A 14,532-nucleotide genomic window follows, 5' to 3' on the forward strand; every position below is an offset into this window, starting at 1 on the left:
ACTGAACTTCCGTCTCTGCATGACCCACCTCTGGCTCGATAAAACACCCAATCTCGGTGTCCATCAAACCGGCAGCAGCTCAGTTCGCACACTCCCTCGCACCGCGAGAGCCGTGGCGTTCCGTAGGGCTTTACTGCAACCTATTTGACCGTCGCCGAGGACAGGTCTTCATTGGCGAAACTGCAACCTAACTGACCAGCCGGGATAGCGTCGTTCCATAGGCTTTGGCGCAACCTAATCTCCTAGAAGCCCCGCATGGCTTCCTGCGCGGCCCTTACGAGGGCTTCCAAGGCGCATAGAAGGATGCGTTGTGGGGCTCTTCTCTACAGCCAGCTGTATCGGGTCTTGAGGTGACCTCTACAGTGCAGCGCCTGAGCGTTCCCGTCGCGAGCGATGAAGCCGCTTCAGACGGGCCGGACCGATGCAGTTGAACGACTTCACGAAGTCAATGACCTGCTGTTCCACAGGGGCCTTTCCGGCTTCCTCTGCGTCAACAGATGCTGACCGCAGTGCGCCTTGCGCTTCACGGATTGCTTGCTTCACAACGTTTGCCACCGCCTCGTCGAAGCGCTTCTCGACAGGGGTGTGAATGGTTGTGGTCGGATGCCAGAGCAAGCCCTTCACCGTCTCAAGCACATCGAGCCGCCGCTTGATCTGCTCTTTCGTCAACCATGTCGGCGCATACGGTCTTCGTAGGATCATCGTCAGAATGCCTCGGTGAACGTGCTGTGCTTCAGGAAGGCCCCCGGCGGGGGAAAGCTCGCACCAGACCCACTCAGAATGGGGCTTTCGCGGATTTGCGCCAACTATCCGGGGGAACTCATGAGGGAGATCAGCGCGGGCGCTCAGAGTACCCGATACACTTCCCTGAACAGCCAAGCTGGGAAGGCAGCAGGGCGCTGGGTGGTGGCCGCTCGATAGGCGATGCCGTTGTCCAGGCAGACCCTCAGCAGCGTCCGCTCGTCTGCCCTGAAGGCTTCTTGGGGGTCTTCCAGCATCGCTACAGGTTCGTCCATCTCATACCACCACTCGCGCACACTCATTAGGCGCGAGGGGGCGGCTCCGATGCGCCCGAGGGGCGTGGAGAGTGGGGATAGCGGTATCTTGAAGATGTCAGTCATGTGAGGCCCCAGTGGTCATCTCGACGGCGTTGCCATCAGTAGACCGTCTACGAATGGCAGGGGACATCAACCTCCCGCAGGATCGCAGGCTGCTGCAGTCTCGTCAATGATGTCCGCTGAGCCCCGAAGAGCAGGCGACAAACGGCCTGACGCCGGGCCATGAGCTGATCTTGTTACCCGTCAACGCGAAGGTCGCCCGCTAAGAACCTAAACTCGCCGCGATGGCGGGACGTTGCACTGCCTCGTAAAAACGTTGACGCTGCGCACCAAAGCCTTGTTGCGGTAGATCTTCGTCGTCATGAGAAGGGCTTCAAGTGGTTTGTTTGACGCCACGACGCTAACTATTCTGTTCACGTGAGGAGCGGGTAGCAACAAGTAAGCCACCATTGCTCTCTTAGAGGTATCGAGATTACCCAACACGGGACGGTCATAGGTGACTAATTGTCCCTCCGCAGGTGCCTTCTCGCAAGCGAGCATGATGGTCAACTTGCGCCCAGTTTGGTGATTGGGCGAGATCAACTTGCCATGCAGCTCCAGCGTCTCAAGGTGAACAAATTCATCAACCTCTGTCCGGGTTCTCGGCTCAGCGATGTAGCTGTAAAAATAATCCCAGTCGTTGACCGCCATCGCGTATCCGACCAGCCTTTCGTTGTATGCGGCAATCATTCGTTTTGGCCTTCACGAGGACTGCTCGCCGTGTGCTTACCGGACCTGCGCTTCCAGCAAGTCGGGATCGGAACATGTAGTTCCAAATGAGTACCGCAGCGGACAGGGAAACACGCGCAGCGCACTAGCGGGTTGGGTATCTCGGGAACCTCGCAATCGCATCAGCGCGAGCCTTGAGCGTGACCTTCGTGTACCTGCCTCCTTGGTGCTTCGGCGTGTGGTTCGAGATCGCGTCCAAGATGCGCTCCTGAATGCCAGCTTCGAGGCCATAGGTCTTGAATGTGTACCGCCATGCGTGGTTCGGCTGAACATCGCCCTTGATCACTCCTCGGACCATCTTCCAAATGCGGCTGTAGACCCCCTCAGCCGGCCCTTCGATGCTGCCATCCTTGGCGGGCTCGCAGAAGAGATGTCCCGCCTTCGAGTGGTTGACGAAGTCTATGAACCCGGCGGCGACCAAATGTTCATGCACCGGCACATCGCAGAAGGTGTTTGTCTTGATGCTTCCTGCCTCAGGCGTGAGCCTAAGTATCCAACCATGATCTGGGTCTTTGCGAAGGTCTTGCTTTCGTAACTGGATCATCTCAGCGACACGAGCGCCTGAGTAGGCGAGTAGCCAAGGCACCCATCGTTTCGCTGCGGTAGTCTTGGGACGCTCTCGCTTCGATCCCGTCACCGATGCAGCGAGATTGAGTACAATCGCGGTCTCTTCGTGTGTGAAGAACTCTTCTCGGATCGTCACCTTCCGCTTCGTCTTGATCGTTGTCTTTTCGGCCGGATTGCTGGCGAGCCAGTCTCGCTCGACGCCCCAGTTGAAGACGTTGGTGAAGGAAGCGATGTCGCTATCGTTGATCGTCTTGATGCTGACCTTTTGTGCGAGACGGTGATCCCGCCAGCGCACAATGTCTTGCTTGCTGACGCGACTAGCGTCGTCATGCTGAAGAAACTCAATCAGCTTCTCGAAACGCTTCTTGATGCGACCAGCATCCCGCTTTCGTACGTTGCGATCAAGCGCGGCCTTGTGCCATGCCTCTATGAGGCCCGTCAGAGAGCGTTGCGTCGAAGGTTTGCACGCCTGTTCCTCGAACTTCACGAACCGCTTGGGATATTCGTCTGGCGTGAAGTCACCGTCAGCGGCGCGAGCCAATCTGTTAGCCATCACGGTCAAATCGCGAGACGCCATGTCGATCAACTTCCAACGGCTCTCTTCGTCCGTGACGATGCCGCGTCTGACGAGACAGGCGTCGATGATCTTGCCAAACCTTTGCTCCAGAGCGGCGCGGATGCGGTCTGCCGGTGATCTGTGAATGCCCAACTTCGCGACCGTGCCGTGCTGACCACGACGAACCTGCTCGTTGACCTCGGCCACGCGTGACCACTGCGCAGCCGTCACGACAGGCGTGCCTTCAAGGGCTTCTGCAAGGCCCACGTAGAGTTCGCCGGAGAGCGCGTTGATCTGCTTGGGTCTAAGCGGCTTTGGGCCAGCGCGGAGCGCGGCCATGGTGCGCTCAACTTGGGCCGAGACATCGGGGCACCTCGCTTTGGCGACAGCACGATCTGCCGTTTTGAGCGAGATACTGATTTGGTCTTTGTACCAGTTCGCAGGCCGCTGACTTCTTGGCAGCTTGGCCAAGATCGCTTGTACGTCAGCAGGGATACGCTTGCGGAAGTACCAGTTGTCGGAGCCGGGGCGTTTAGTAGGACAAGCCATTCTCAAGATCATCGTGTAGCACCTGTGTGTATCAGGCGCAGCGCGAAAGCCTCAACATGTTCAGTAAGTTGCTGATGTCACATGGACATTAGTGGTGCTGCCAGACAGGATTGAACTGTCGACCTCTCCATTACCAATGGAGTGCTCTACCACTGAGCTACGGCAGCATGTGCTGGGATAAGAATCGGCCGCCACGAGGGGCCTACCAAGCGGGCCGATATCTGCCACAAGGCCCCCTCCTGTGCAAGCTTGCTAGCTCCGCCAAAGCGATAAAATCGGGTCGATATCGGGGCCAAAATGCCTGTTCTGGCGCGAAACGGCCGACTTTCCGCGGAATAGGTTCCGATATCCCCACCCAACTGGCCAGTTGCCCGATACGCCGGATTCGATCCATTTCGATTTTCGCACGATCGGATCGCGCGGGCCTCTTGAGCCGCCTTATTCCTCGGGCATGTTATCGCCGATCGCTGTAATGGACCGGTGATGGCAGACGAGAACGACAAGAGCACGAAGCAGGACTCCAGACAGGCGAGGGCGTTCCGCGACGACCGGCTCAAATCGGCGCTGCGCGAAAACCTGAAGCGGCGGAAGATGCAGGCGCGCGAACGCGCCGCAAGCACCGACCCCTCGCAGAATGAAGATGGTTCCCTAGATGAGGGGGCCGCCGGCGAGATAGCCGGCAAGACCGGCGACTAGAATTTTTGGAGTGCATGGACGTGGCAATGGGGCAGGACGAATCGCAACGACCCGAGAGTGACGCGCAGATGTCGCGGTTCACCCGCCCTGAACAGACCTTTCCGGCGCTGACACCAGCCGAGATCGGGCGTGTCAGGCATTTCGGCGAGGTCCGCAACTATGCCGATGGGGAATTCCTGTTCGAGACCGGTAAGCCGGGACCCGGCATGTTCGTCGTGCTCAAGGGCCACGTCGCCATCACCCAGCGCGACGGCCTCGGCCATGTCACGCCGTTGATCGATCAGGGGCCGGGGCAATTTTTGGCCGAGCTGAGCCAGCTCTCCGGACGGCCGGCGCTGGTCGACGGCCGCGCCGAAGGCGATGTCGAGACGCTGCTGTTGCCGCCGGAGCGGCTGCGCGCGCTGCTGGTCGCCGAGGCCGAACTCGGCGAGCGCATCATGCGCGCGCTGATCCTGCGCCGGGTCAATCTGCTCCAGGGCGGCGTCGGCGGCGTGGTGCTGATCGGTCCGTCGCATTCGGCAGGCGTGGTGCGGTTGCAGGGCTTCCTCACCCGCAACGGCCAGCCGCATCATCTGCTCGATCCCGCGCGCGATCGCGACGCCGCCGACGTCATCGCGCGTTATTCGCCCAAGCCGGACGACTGGCCGCTGGTCGTCACACCCGATGGTGCGGTGCTGCGCAATCCCGGCGAAACCGAGCTTGCGCGCGCGATCGGCATGATCGGCGGTCCGCGCAACGACCGTATCTACGACGTCGCGATCGTCGGCTCGGGGCCAGCCGGGCTCGCCACGGCCGTGTATGCCGCGTCCGAAGGCCTCTCCGTCGCCGTGCTCGACACCCGCGCCTTCGGCGGCCAGGCCGGCGCCAGCGCGCGCATCGAAAACTATCTGGGCTTTCCGACCGGCATTTCCGGCCAGGCCCTGACCGCGCGCGCCTTCAACCAGGCACAAAAGTTCGGCGCGGAAATCATGATCCCGGTGACGGTGAAGTCGCTCGACTGCACGCGCAAGGACGGCGCGTTCTCGGTGGCGCTTGACGGCTGCGATCCCCTGCATTCGCGCGCGGTGGTGGTCGCAAGCGGCGCACGCTATCGCCGGCCCGAGATCGAGAACCTCGACAAGTTCGAAGGCCGTGGCGTCTGGTATTGGGCCTCGCCGGTCGAGGCGAAGCTCTGCGCCGGCGAGGAAGTGGCGCTGGTCGGCGCCGGAAACTCGGCGGGGCAGGCCGCTGTGTTCCTGTCGGGGCACGCCAAAAAAGTGCTGATGATCATCCGCGGCGGCGGTCTCGGCGCCAGCATGTCGCGCTATCTCATCGAGCGCATCGAAGCCACGCCGAACATCGAACTGATGTTCAACACCGAGATCACGGCGCTCGAAGGCGACGAGGCCTCGCTGCTGCGGCGCATCCGCTGGAAGAGCCGGCTCTCGGCCGACGAGGATTTCGCCGACATCCGCAATCTCTTCCTGTTCGTCGGCGCCGATCCCGCCACCAGCTGGCTCGACGGCTGCGGCATCACGCTCGATCGCGGCGGCTTCGTCGTCACAGGCGCGCAGTCCGAGCAGAACCAGGGCCGGCTGGTTGCGCCGCTGGAGACGTCGGTGCCCGGCGTGTACGCCGTCGGCGACGTCCGCTCCGGCTCGGTCAAGCGCGTCGGCGGCGCCATCGGCGAAGGCGCCCAGGTCGTGGCCTCCCTGCACGGCTTCCTCGGCGACGCCGCAAAACCGGCGCTTTAGTCAAGGACAAGGCAAGTAAATGGCAAGTCGAATGAGGCTTGCCATCTTGCGGTGTGATGCGTGACTATCTCCTCATCCTGAGGAGCGCGCATTGCGCGCGTCTCGAAGGATGAAGGCCCAGCTGCCAAAGCCGGGCCTGCATGGTTCGCGCGGCGATGCGCAAGCATAGTCCGCAGGGGCGCTCGCGCGCCTCCTCACCATGAGGATCGACAAAGAAGCGCTTAACGGGAGGACTAAATGGCTGAAATCGTCGTGCTGTATAAAACGCCCACGGATGCTGCGGCCTTCGACAAATACTATGCCGAGACCCATATTCCGCTCGCCAAGAAACTTCCAGGCTTGAAGAAGTACGCCATCAGCAAGGGGCCGGTCGGCTCCCCCGCTGGACCTTCCGGAATCCATCTCGTCGCCATTCTCACCTTCGACAGCACAGCCGACATCCAGGCGGCATTCGCTAGCCCGGAAGGCAAGGCGACCGGTGCCGACGTGCCGAAATTCGCCAGTGGCGGCGCCGACCTGTTGATCTTCGACACCAAGGAAGTGTGAACCGCGATTCGACTTCGTCGACTCGTAGCCCCGGATTTCGCTTCGCTCCATCCGGGCTACAACTGCCGTCGTTTGTGACAGCGGTGCAAATAATTCAGCCATGCGTTTTCTATTCGCACGACGACGCATGGCTGCGCACGCATGTGTGACGCCAGCGCGTGTGGCAATTCGATGAGGACCGTAATATCAATCCCGACCTCAATATGGAGAGTAGGAGAGATGTCATGGTTCTTGGGTTGAGCTTGCCCGCCTTCACGCTGGTTCATGTCATCATCAGCCTGATCGGCATCGCCGCCGGCCTTGTCGTGATGTTCGGCCTGCTCGGCTCGAAGCCGATGCCGCGCCTCACCACGATTTTCTTAGCGTTCACGATCCTCACCAGCGCCACCGGCTTCCTGTTTCCGTTCAAGGAGCTGCTGCCGTCGCATATCATCGGCATCATCTCGCTGGTCCTGCTCGCGATCGCCTGCGTCGCGCTCTACGGCATGAAGCTCGCTGGGGTGTGGCGCCCGGTCTACATCGTGACCGCGATGATCTCGCTCTATTTCAACGTCTTCGTGCTGGTGATCCAGTCGTTCCTGAAGGTGCCGGCGCTCGCCGCGCTCGCTCCCGCCGTGGCGCCGGCGCCGCCCGGAGGTCCGGTGTTCGCCGTGGTGCAGGGCCTCGTGCTGGTGTTCTTCGTGGTGTTCACCATCGGCGCCTGGCGCCGCTTCAAGCCGATGGCGGTCGCCTGAACATACAAGGAGCCTAGCAATGCCCACCATCACCACCAAGGACGGCGTCGAGATCTTCTACAAGGACTGGGGAAGTGGCCAGCCGATCGTGTTCAGTCACGGCTGGCCGCTGTCGGCTGACGACTGGGACGCGCAGATGATGTTCTTCGTCACGCGCGGCTATCGCGTCATCGCGCATGACCGTCGCGGCCATGGCCGTTCGTCGCAGGTCGCCGACGGCCACGACATGGATCATTATGCCGATGATCTCGCAGCCGTGACGGCCCATCTCGATCTCAAGAACGCGATCCATGTCGGCCACTCCACCGGCGGCGGCGAAGTCGTGCATTACATCGCGCGCCATGGCGAGAGCCGGGTGGCGAAGGCCGCGATCCTCTCCGCAGTGCCGCCGCTGATGCTGAAGACGGAGGCTAATCCCGGCGGCCTGCCCAAGAGCGTGTTCGACGATTTCCAGGTGCAGCTCGCTGCCGGCCGCGCCAGCTTCTACCGCGACATCGCGGCCGGCCCCTTCTATGGCTACAACCGTCCCGGCGCAAAGCCGTCGGAAGCGGTGATCCAGAACTGGTGGCGCCAGGGCATGATGGGCGGCGCGAAAGCCCATTACGACGGCATCGTCGCGTTCTCGCAGACCGACTTCACCGAGGATCTGAAGAAGATCAATGTGCCGGTGCTGGTGATGCACGGCGACGACGACCAGATCGTGCCCTTCGCCGATTCCGCGCCGCTGTCGGCCAAGCTCTTGAAGAACGGCACGCTGAAGACCTACAAGGGTTTCCCGCACGGCATGCCGACGACGCACGCCGAGACCATCAACGCGGACCTGCTTGCGTTCTTCAAGGGGTGAGCGGCCTCAGTCCACGCGCGGACCGATCTGATTTCGAACCGGCCGGGTGCGAACACGTTCCAGTCGCGTGTGAGCCGGTGGTTGCAGCCTTTCATTAGTCAGTCTGCCGCGGAAGGCGCGCTGCGGGGAGATCCCGATGCAGATCATCATCTTCGGCGCGACCGGCATGGTCGGGCAGGGCGTCTTGCGCGAATGCCTGATCGATGCCCGCATCGATCGCGTGCTCGTGGTCGGCCGCAGCCCGACCGGCGTGCGCCACGCCAAGCTCACCGAGATCACACACGGCGAGTTCACGGACTACTCGGCGATCGAAGCGCAGCTCACCGGCTTCGATGCCTGCTTCTTCTGCCTCGGCGTCTCCTCGATCGGCATGAGCGAGGAGCGCTACCGCCATCTGACCTATGACATCACGCTCGCAGCGGCGACCGCGCTGGCACGGCTCAATCCGCAGATGACATTCGTCTATGTCACGGGCGCCGGCACTGATTCCACCGAGCAGGGTTCGCGGATGTGGGCGCGGATCAAGGGCAAGACCGAGAACGACCTGCTCAAGCTGCCATTCAAGGCGGCCTACATGTTCCGGCCCGGTGCGATCCAACCGCTCCACGGTGCCCGCTCCAAGACTGCGTGGGTGCAGGCCGTGTATGCAGCAAGTTGGCCGCTGTGGTCGGTGCTGCGCCGGCTCTCGCCGCGGCTCGTTACCTCGACCGAGCAGATCGGCCGCGCCATGATCCGGGTTGCGCGGGAGGGGTATCCGCGAAAGGTGCTGGAGATGGAGGATATCAATAGCCTCTAGTCCCGTAGGGCATTAGTTCTAGGGAAATTTCGCCGCCCGCGCGCGTTGAGCCCTATCCGCCCGAAGGAGAAAGCGCCGTCGATGTCTCCCCAGCTCAAACTGATCGCACTCGACGCCGACGACCTCTCCGTAATCTCGGCCCACGTCCAGGACGCCCGCGTGCAGCCCTCGGACATCATCTGGCGGCAAAGTGAAAAGCGGCTGGTCGTCGGCATGAGCCGGTTGGACTGGGAGCAGACGCTGGACGGCGAAGCCGAGCCGCGCAGGCTGGTGGCGGCTCTCCGGTTCGACCGCGTGCTCGCCTGCAAGTCGCGCGACATCGACCTCGACGCGCCGGACACTGTCCTGGACCTTGTCGGCATCGAATTCCACGGCCAGGACGCCCCCGGCGGGAGCGCCCTGCTGCTGTTTGCCCAAGGCGGCGCCATCCGCCTCGACGTCGAATGCCTGGAATGCGAGCTGACTGATCTGGGGGCGGATCAGCTGGGGACGGGGTTGGAGGCTGAAGGCGAGGGGTGAGGTGGCATGCCAACGCCACGCCTTCCGGTTTCGCCAGGACGACGCCGGAGGGGAGCGGCCCGGCTCAAGGGTTGACGCAGCTTCCCCGCCGCGCCATTGAGCAGGGGCCTGGTGAGCCAAACCGCGCCCCCAAAAACCAGTTAGAAGCCAAGATGCCCGTTCGTCTCGACCGCAGCAGCGCCGATTTTGACCAGCGATTCGGGGCCTTCCTCGCCGCCAAGCGCGAGGCCTCGGCCGATGTCGAGGCGGCCGCGCGTGCCATCGTCGACGACGTGGCGAAGCGGGGCGATGCCGCCTTGCTCGAGGCCACGGCAAAGTTCGACCGGTTGACGCTCGATGCATCCGACCTGCGCGTCACCGCCGCCGAGATCGAGGCCGCGGTGAAAGCCTGTGATGCAGCGACGCTGGATGCGCTCAAGCTCGCGCGCGATCGCATCGAGACCTATCACCGCCGCCAACTGCCGAAGGACGAGCGCTTCACCGATCAGCTCGGCGTCGAGCTCGGCTGGCGCTACACCGCGATCGAATCCGCCGGCCTCTACGTGCCCGGCGGCACCGCGGCCTATCCGTCCTCGGTGCTGATGAATGCGGTGCCGGCAAAGGTCGCCGGCGTGACGCGTCTCGTCATGGTGGTGCCCTCGCCCGACGGCAAGCTCAATCCGCTGGTGCTGGCGGCGGCAAAGCTTGGTGGCGTCACCGAGATCTATCGCGTCGGCGGTGCGCAGGCGGTGGCCGCGCTCGCCCATGGCACCGCGACGATCGCGCCCGTCGCCAAGATCGTCGGCCCCGGCAATGCATATGTCGCCGCGGCAAAGCGGCTGGTCTTCGGCAAGGTCGGCATCGACATGATCGCGGGTCCCTCCGAGGTGCTCGTCATCGCCGATGACACCGGCAATGCCGACTGGATTGCCGCCGACCTGCTGGCCCAGGCTGAGCACGATGCCAGCGCGCAGTCGATCCTGATTACCGATTCCGCGCGCCTTGCCGCCGATGTCGAAAAAGCCGTCGAGGCGCAGTTGAAGACGCTGCCGCGCGCCGTAATCGCCAGCGCCTCGTGGGCCGATTTCGGCGCCATCATCATGGTGAAGAACCTCAACGACGCCATTCCGCTCGCGGATGCGATTGCCGCCGAACATCTCGAGATCATGACGCAAGATCCCGACGCGCTCGCCGCAAAAATCCGCAACGCCGGCGCCGTGTTCCTCGGGCCGCATACGCCGGAGGCGATCGGGGACTATGTCGGCGGCTCCAACCATGTGCTGCCGACGGCGCGCTCGGCACGATTCTCGTCGGGGCTCTCGGTGCACGATTTCCTCAAGCGCACCTCGATCCTGAAATGCGGCCCGGATCAGCTGCGTGCGCTGGGACCAGCCGCGATGATTCTCGGCAAGGCGGAGGGGCTAGATGCCCATTCGCGCTCGATTGGATTGCGCCTCAATTTGTCATGACCCAGCCGCCCGAACAGGACGACTCGACCAATCGCATCGTCGGCGTCACGCTCGACGAGGACTCGATCGGCCGTTCCGGGCCTGACATCGAGCATGAGCGCGCGATCGCGATCTACGATTTGATCGAGCAGAACCTGTTCGCGCCGGAGGGCGCCGACGGGAAGGGGCCGTTCACGCTGCATATCGGGATCACCGGCAGCCGGCTGATGTTCGACATCCGTCGCGAGGACGGCACGCCCGTGGTCGCGCATCTGTTGTCGCTGACGCCGTTCCGGCGGATCGTGAAGGACTATTTCATGATCTGCGACAGCTACTATCAGGCGATCCGCACAGCGACGCCGGACAAGATCGAGGCCATCGACATGGGCCGCCGCGGCATCCATGACGAGGGCTCGCGCACGCTGCAGGAGCGGCTGAAGGGCAAGGTGCGGGTCGATTTCGAGACCTCGCGCCGGCTGTTCACGCTCATTACCGTTCTGCACTGGAAGGGTTAAGCGCGATGGCGGGTCCGCCACGCGCACGCGATCCGCAATCGGTGCTGTTCGCTTGCGCCATGAACAGCGTGCGCTCGCCGATGGCCGAGAGCCTGCTGCGGCACATGTTTCCGCAAGGGCTCTACGTGAAATCGGCCGGCGCCAGGCGCGGCGAACTCGATCCGTTCGCGGTGTCCGTGATGGCCGAGCTCGGCCAGGACATCTCCGCCCACAAGCCTCAGACCTTCGAGGAACTGGAGGATTGGGAGGGGTTGAATTTCGACCTGATCATCACGCTGTCGCCGGAGGCGCATCACAAGGCGCTGGAGCTGACCCGCACGCTTGCCGCCGACGTCGAGTATTGGCCGACGCATGATCCCACCACCATGGAAGGCAGCCGCGACCAGAAGTTGGCTGCCTATCGCGACGTCTGCGACCAGCTCCTGCTGCGCATCCGCCGGCGGTTTTCGAAGGTGGGCGCGGCGAACGGGTAGCATTCGGCGCCCGTAACACCCGCGTCACAGACTGCAGGCACACGCATCCTGTACCCGTCGAATCAGTAAAGTCCGGGTTCCCGGGTTGTGAAATCAGCCCCCGTCCGATAGGTTCCGCGCGCAATTCACCCCCTGCTTCATTCCCCAAATCACCTGATGCTCGGCCGCCCCAAATTCGTTCTCGCCTCCGGTTCGCCGCGGCGCCTGTCGCTGCTCAACCAGGCCGGCATCGAGCCGGACGCGCTCCGGCCCGCCGACGTCGACGAGACGCCGAAGCGGGGCGAGCTGCCGCGCGCCTGCGCCAACCGGCTCGCGCGGGCCAAGGCGGATGCGGCGCTCAAATCGGTGCAGCTTGACGACGAGCTGCGCGGCGCCTTCATCCTCTCCGCCGACACGGTGGTGGCGGTCGGCCGCCGCATCTTGCCCAAAGCCAACCTCGTCGACGAGGCCGCGCAGTGCCTGCGGCTGCTGTCGGGTCGCAACCACCGCGTCTACACCGCGATCACCCTGGTGACGCCGCGCGAGGCCTTCCGCCAGCGCCTGGTCGAGACCCGCGTCCGCTTCAAGCGCCTCTCGGAGGACGACATTCAGGCCTATATCGGCTCCGGCGAATGGCGCGGCAAAGCCGGCGGCTACGCGGTGCAGGGCATCGCCGGCTCCTTCGTGGTCAAGATGGTGGGGTCCTACACCAACGTGGTCGGCCTGCCGCTCTACGAGACCACCACGCTGCTGGGCGGCGAAGGTTTCCCGATCCGCTTCGGCTGGCTCAACGCCACCGCCGTCTGAGCCGAAAAGCCGCTCCTGCAAAAATCGCGAAAACAACCCCATGCACAGTAGAATTGCCCCGCGGAAATCTGGCCGGGACGCCTGCGCTTCCGCCGGAGGAACCCCTTTGGCGACGGGCTCTTGAACTCTCTCACCTCGTGTAAGCTGAGCACCCTATGGACGACCAGGTGAAAAAGCCCGCAAGCCCCCTCAAAACCTGTCCGATCTGCGGCAAGCCGCAGTCCGAGGCCACCCGCCCGTTCTGCTCCTCGCGCTGCCGCGACGTCGATCTGAACCGCTGGCTGAAAGGCTCCTATGTCATTCCCGGCCGGGATGACGAGGCAGACGGAGAGGAATAACCCTGTTCTATCAAGCATTTAAATTGTAGATGCACCGCTACGCGGCGTTGCCTCCGAGCCACGTCCTGCCTTGTGCACAGCCGGGCCACGCCCCGCGAAGCCATCGGCGAAGCGTGGGTGGACAGGCAGCCTTCAGCCCACTATAAACCGCCCGCTCGATGGGCTTTGGCCCCTCTTTGGAGCACGCCCAGGTAGCTCAGTTGGTAGAGCATGCGACTGAAAATCGCAGTGTCGGTGGTTCGATTCCGCCCCTGGGCACCACGGCTCTTCTAAGAGCCTGATATCCAAAGCTAAACAGCAAATTCAATGGCTTACCGCTACGGTTTTGGTACAACCCGGTGGTACAATGCCCCTTGCTATGTCACGTCCTTGGAAGCATCCGAAAACCGGAATCTATCAGCTCCGAAAAGTCGTCCCGGACGACCTGCGGAAGCTCGTCGGCAAACGCGAGGAAAAGGTTAGCCTTCAGACCCGCGATCCTGCAGAGGCGAAAGTCCGGCATTCGAAAATGCTCGCCGAGCTGGAGGCTCGATGGGCCAATCTGCGTGCAGGGCCGAAGCTTCTGACCGAGCGTGAGGCGCACCAGCTGGCTGTGGTCTCGTATGAGAGGTGGCTGGAGCAGCACCGGGATAATCCGAGTCAGCAGACCGGTTGGGACGTCGAAGTTGGGGATCGGCTCTTTGGTCCACCCCAGACCAGGGAAGAAAAAGACGCCGCTCGTGCGCAGTCGGTCGATGTTTTCTCTCCCGAGCCGGAGTTGTACAAGATCGCGCAAATGGAGCAGGCCTGCTTCGAAGCCGCGGACGGCTACCTGAGCGCTCACGGGTTTTCTAAGGATTGGCAGAATCGACGAACCATGGCTCGCGCCGTTGGGGCTGCCATACAGCGTGCAAGTCTGGTGCTAGCCAAGCTGGCAAAAGGGGAAACCGTTCCAGCGTTTCCCTTCCCGAATTTGTCCGTATCGCCAGGCGCATCAGTCGCTCGCTCGCCAGAGCGAGCTGTTACATTCCAGGATCTTCTGGATGGCTGGGCGGCCGAGCGACGGCCAGTCGCCAAGACTGTTTACGAATGGTCGCGCGTCATCCGAGAACTGGAAAAATACCTCGGACATACCGATGCTCATCGCCTGACCGCGGACAACCTCGTCGACTGGAAACGGGCGTTGGTGGCCGCGGGATTGCGGGCGAAGACAATCCAAGGTTCTAAGTTGTCGCCGGTGCGCGCGATCCTGCAATGGGGACTACAGAACAAGTTGCTTAGCTCCAATGCTGCAGAAGGCGTTTCGCTGGATGTCAAAGCCAAACAAGGAGAACGCAAACGAAGCTTCACCGATGAGGAGGCGAAAATCATCCTTCGCGCCGCGTGCTCGGAGAATGATCCGGTCAAGCGATGGGTCCCGTGGGTCGGTGCCTATTCGCCAATTCACAAGAAGCAGCAGGAGTCGACTGCACTTTTTGCAAGTGACTTCCCTGAGCAAGTCAACGGAGTGGCAGTGCCGATTCAGGCCGGCGCCGAGCTACCGAACAATCTAATGTAACGTCGGCGACGCAACCGTCCTCCATCATCTTCCTCGGTCCTTCTCATGTCCCGGGAAGGGGAAGGGGAAGGGGAAGGGGAAGGGGAAGGG

At 62.6% G+C, this 14,532-nt stretch carries 17 protein-coding genes and 2 tRNA genes; 14 read left to right on the forward strand and 5 right to left on the reverse strand.

Features of this window, described 5'->3' with window-relative positions:
- Window positions 1–357: 357 nt before the first annotated feature.
- From IVB32_RS32995 to IVB32_RS33015, 5 genes are all read right to left on the reverse strand, one after another.
- Window positions 358–669, reverse strand: a complete 312-nt coding sequence (locus IVB32_RS32995) for a hypothetical protein (protein WP_247368564.1) — start codon at window positions 667–669, stop codon at window positions 358–360.
- 176 nt (window positions 670–845) lie between these two features.
- Window positions 846–1,121: a hypothetical protein gene (locus IVB32_RS33000; RefSeq protein ID WP_247368567.1), complete on the reverse strand. Its 276-nt coding sequence runs from the start codon at window positions 1,119–1,121 to the stop codon at window positions 846–848.
- A gap of 207 nt (window positions 1,122–1,328) precedes the next feature.
- Window positions 1,329–1,787, reverse strand: coding sequence for a hypothetical protein (locus IVB32_RS33005; protein ID WP_247395393.1), 459 nt, complete (start codon window positions 1,785–1,787; stop codon window positions 1,329–1,331).
- Window positions 1,788–1,911: 124 nt separating this feature from the next.
- The gene (locus IVB32_RS33010; protein ID WP_247368570.1) at window positions 1,912–3,510 is read right to left on the reverse strand and encodes a DUF6538 domain-containing protein; all 1,599 of its coding nucleotides are present in this window, start codon (window positions 3,508–3,510) and stop codon (window positions 1,912–1,914) included.
- Between the two features lie 80 nt (window positions 3,511–3,590).
- Window positions 3,591–3,665 (reverse strand) — tRNA-Thr (locus tag IVB32_RS33015).
- A gap of 316 nt (window positions 3,666–3,981) precedes the next feature.
- On the opposite strand from IVB32_RS33015, the gene IVB32_RS33020 reads away from it, so the two are divergent.
- The 14 genes from IVB32_RS33020 to IVB32_RS33085 all read left to right on the forward strand — a co-directional run bounded on the left by IVB32_RS33020 (window position 3,982) and on the right by IVB32_RS33085 (window position 14,442).
- Window positions 3,982–4,194, forward strand: a complete 213-nt coding sequence (locus IVB32_RS33020; protein ID WP_018453104.1) for a hypothetical protein — start codon at window positions 3,982–3,984, stop codon at window positions 4,192–4,194.
- Between the two features lie 26 nt (window positions 4,195–4,220).
- The gene (locus tag IVB32_RS33025; RefSeq protein ID WP_018453105.1) at window positions 4,221–5,927 is read left to right on the forward strand and encodes an FAD-dependent oxidoreductase; all 1,707 of its coding nucleotides are present in this window, start codon (window positions 4,221–4,223) and stop codon (window positions 5,925–5,927) included.
- Between the two features lie 237 nt (window positions 5,928–6,164).
- Window positions 6,165–6,473: an EthD family reductase gene (locus tag IVB32_RS33030; RefSeq protein WP_007615494.1), complete on the forward strand. Its 309-nt coding sequence runs from the start codon at window positions 6,165–6,167 to the stop codon at window positions 6,471–6,473.
- A gap of 224 nt (window positions 6,474–6,697) precedes the next feature.
- Window positions 6,698–7,207, forward strand: a complete 510-nt coding sequence (locus IVB32_RS33035) for a hypothetical protein (RefSeq protein WP_026232463.1) — start codon at window positions 6,698–6,700, stop codon at window positions 7,205–7,207.
- A 19-nt stretch (window positions 7,208–7,226) separates the two neighbouring features.
- On the forward strand, window positions 7,227–8,051 hold the full coding sequence (locus tag IVB32_RS33040) for an alpha/beta hydrolase (RefSeq protein ID WP_018453107.1): 825 nt from the start codon (window positions 7,227–7,229) through the stop codon (window positions 8,049–8,051).
- A 136-nt stretch (window positions 8,052–8,187) separates the two neighbouring features.
- Complete coding sequence (locus tag IVB32_RS33045) at window positions 8,188–8,847, forward strand: NAD(P)H-binding protein (protein ID WP_018453108.1); 660 nt, start codon at window positions 8,188–8,190, stop codon at window positions 8,845–8,847.
- An 81-nt stretch (window positions 8,848–8,928) separates the two neighbouring features.
- A complete protein-coding gene (locus IVB32_RS33050; RefSeq protein ID WP_026232464.1) occupies window positions 8,929–9,366 on the forward strand; it encodes a DUF2948 family protein in 438 nt (145 codons plus the stop codon).
- A 152-nt stretch (window positions 9,367–9,518) separates the two neighbouring features.
- Complete coding sequence (gene hisD / locus IVB32_RS33055) at window positions 9,519–10,814, forward strand: histidinol dehydrogenase (RefSeq protein WP_018453110.1); 1,296 nt, start codon at window positions 9,519–9,521, stop codon at window positions 10,812–10,814.
- The gene (locus IVB32_RS33060; protein WP_018453111.1) at window positions 10,811–11,308 is read left to right on the forward strand and encodes a UPF0262 family protein; all 498 of its coding nucleotides are present in this window, start codon (window positions 10,811–10,813) and stop codon (window positions 11,306–11,308) included. Before hisD ends, IVB32_RS33060 begins: the two co-directional genes overlap by 4 nt.
- Window positions 11,309–11,313: 5 nt before the next feature.
- Window positions 11,314–11,781, forward strand: coding sequence for a low molecular weight phosphatase family protein (locus IVB32_RS33065; RefSeq protein ID WP_018453112.1), 468 nt, complete (start codon window positions 11,314–11,316; stop codon window positions 11,779–11,781).
- 156 nt (window positions 11,782–11,937) lie between these two features.
- A complete protein-coding gene (locus IVB32_RS33070; protein WP_007597557.1) occupies window positions 11,938–12,567 on the forward strand; it encodes a Maf-like protein in 630 nt (209 codons plus the stop codon).
- Between the two features lie 155 nt (window positions 12,568–12,722).
- Window positions 12,723–12,905, forward strand: a complete 183-nt coding sequence (yacG, locus tag IVB32_RS33075) for a DNA gyrase inhibitor YacG (protein ID WP_007597555.1) — start codon at window positions 12,723–12,725, stop codon at window positions 12,903–12,905.
- 185 nt (window positions 12,906–13,090) lie between these two features.
- Window positions 13,091–13,166, forward strand: a tRNA-Phe gene (locus IVB32_RS33080).
- Between the two features lie 85 nt (window positions 13,167–13,251).
- Window positions 13,252–14,442 (forward strand): DUF6538 domain-containing protein, encoded by a 1,191-nt coding sequence (locus IVB32_RS33085; protein WP_247412727.1) that lies wholly within the window; start codon window positions 13,252–13,254, stop codon window positions 14,440–14,442.
- The last annotated feature ends 90 nt before the right edge of the window (window positions 14,443–14,532 follow it).

Origin of the sequence: Bradyrhizobium sp. 23 (genome assembly GCF_023073295.1) — a bacterium.
GTDB classification, from domain to species: Bacteria; Pseudomonadota; Alphaproteobacteria; order Rhizobiales; family Xanthobacteraceae; genus Bradyrhizobium; species Bradyrhizobium canariense_D.